Origin of the sequence: Pseudoalteromonas shioyasakiensis (genome assembly GCF_022398475.1) — a bacterium.
GTDB lineage: Bacteria > Pseudomonadota > Gammaproteobacteria > Enterobacterales > Alteromonadaceae > Pseudoalteromonas.
Genome location: NZ_JAKEVM010000260.1, coordinates 1 through 2,101, shown reverse-complemented (window position 1 = coordinate 2,101; position 2,101 = coordinate 1). Strand labels below are relative to the sequence as shown.

Here is a 2,101-nt window from a genome sequence, read left to right as displayed (position 1 = left end):
ATTTACTAGGATATATTTTATAAATTTTTTTAAAGTATTCTCGGATCATAAACTTAATTCCTCTAAAGCACCATTTTTAATTTAACAACTTTCTCTTTTTATCCTCGTCCCAGTACAACTGACCTTATCCTTAAATGGCATTCGGTCTGTAGTTTCGTCGGGCGATTCATTTCTCTCCTGATTGTTTATATCGCCGTGAATAGAGTGATAAATAGTTTCACCACCTGAGTTGATAACTTTATATGAGTTCCCCACCTCTTTGTAGCCAGAATCGTTATCAAAAGTTGACGTAATTTCGAGTTCTGTTATTACTTCAATTGTATCACCCTCAGAAAGAGCAAACTCAACTTCAGTAAGATAGGAGTCGACAGCCATTCCAATAGGCGCTAAGTATGGATGAATGCGAGCTGCAATGGCTCCGGCTGCGGCAGCCGTAAGATTGTTAACATGCCCAGCATTTGTATTTATTCTCTCGGCCTCCTTTCGCGTTAGCGGACCTACTTTATAGGAAAACGAAATACGCTGCCCAGTTTGACCGTTAGGATCAACCATATTAGCCGGATCATTACCTACATACGCATACATATTCATCCCATCTTTATATCCAATGGGATCAGTCTGCATAAAACGCCCTAACTCAGGGTGGTAAACCCGTGCTTTGTAGTGATAAAGCTTAGTACCTGGGATTAAGATTTGCCCAGTGTAACGGAAACGCGATGAGCTGGAATTAATTGGCTCTCCAAATGGGCCATATTTATGTGTTGCTATTATTGAACCAGAGCCATTCGTTTTCACTAATAAGTTGCCACTTCAGACTTACCAAGGGCAAAAAGCAAGACCTGACCCCTTCATTCCACCACCAAAAAATGACACCAACATTTCTTGACCGGACATACTTCCACCTTTGGAGATATAATCAAAAGTAAGGCCTACATTACCGCCTACAAAACCACAGACTATTGTTTGTAAAAATTCACCTGTAGGATCAACCATATTAATTGGATCATTCCCCACATAAGCATACAAATTCATCTGATTTTGAACTAAAGATCAAAAAAACACAGCTGCCTGCTTGGCCGGAGTTTTCTAATGGGTGACCCTTTTGGCTCCCTCGCTCAAAACTAAGCCTCTGTTAAGAGGCTTATATTCATGCGGCAAAAGAACCAAGATTATTTATAGTCACTTTCGAGTTCAAGGTCAGATACTATTAGCTTTCTTAAGCTCTCTAAAACCAGCAAATACATGGCGTACTCATGGTACTTTAGATGATATTTTGAAAACCAAGATTTAAAATCAGTATTTTCAAATAGTGTTAACTTTTGTAGTTTAAGTAACTTTTCAGAGCGTCCGGAAATAGTCTGTTTAGAGTATTTATAGGCTACACCTTCGATAACTTCAGAATAGAATAGGACTTCGTCATATATTGAAAATTGATCTTCTTCTAATGCAAAACACTCAACCCCGATAGCTTTAATATCTTTCTTTGCCTTTTCAAATTGCTTAGAACTTAAGTTAAACAAATTTTGAACTTGTTGTTCTGAATCGCTTAAATTCATAACTCTAATTTTTTCCGTATGTTAATGTTTTCCAGTTAAACTCTATTTTGAATTCTCCATCTTTTCTAGTAAATATCGTTGAACCATCAATATGGTGCTTTTTCCTAGCTCATTTTTTATTGAAATTACTGTTATGAGGGTCAAGTCTTGTTTTTTGCCTTATGAAAGCAAAAAGCAAGACCTGACAACTTTTACAAATTAGTTTTCTTATGAAGAAAGTACAAAGCGAGTAAGCCCAGTGCAGCTTGATAAACTATAACGAACCCTACTTGAATAATAGCTGTTGTAATTTCATCTGAAGATTCAGTAGTAAGTATGTATTTTTAGAGACTATTGAAGTAACCAGTAGTGCTCCTAACGTTTTCGATAACAAATACTGCTTCATAACAAAAAGCACGGAAAAAATTACAGAAACGATGATGTTTATAATCTCCCATTGAGAAAGATGTAGAAACTGCGTAAACACATGTAGCAAAATACCGATTATGGGAAGAAACAAAAAGAAAAATATAACTATCAGTTTCTTAATCATCTTTATTCCACCT

General features: G+C 36.4%; 3 protein-coding genes. All 3 read right to left on the bottom strand.

The genetic code is table 11. From position 1 onward, the window contains the following. Positions 1 to 81: 81 nt before the first annotated feature. The gene (locus tag L1D51_RS21290; protein ID WP_239964810.1) at positions 82 to 795 is read right to left on the bottom strand and encodes an RHS repeat-associated core domain-containing protein; all 714 of its coding nucleotides are present in this window, start codon (positions 793 to 795) and stop codon (positions 82 to 84) included. A 21-nt stretch (positions 796 to 816) separates the two neighbouring features. Further along, positions 817 to 1,032 (bottom strand): RHS repeat-associated core domain-containing protein, encoded by a 216-nt coding sequence (locus L1D51_RS21285; protein WP_055021930.1) that lies wholly within the window; start codon positions 1,030 to 1,032, stop codon positions 817 to 819. Positions 1,033 to 1,169: 137 nt separating this feature from the next. Continuing rightward, entirely contained in the window at positions 1,170 to 1,556 is a 387-nt protein-coding gene (locus L1D51_RS21280) for a hypothetical protein (protein ID WP_239964809.1), read from the bottom strand. Between the last annotated feature and the right edge of the window lie 545 nt (positions 1,557 to 2,101).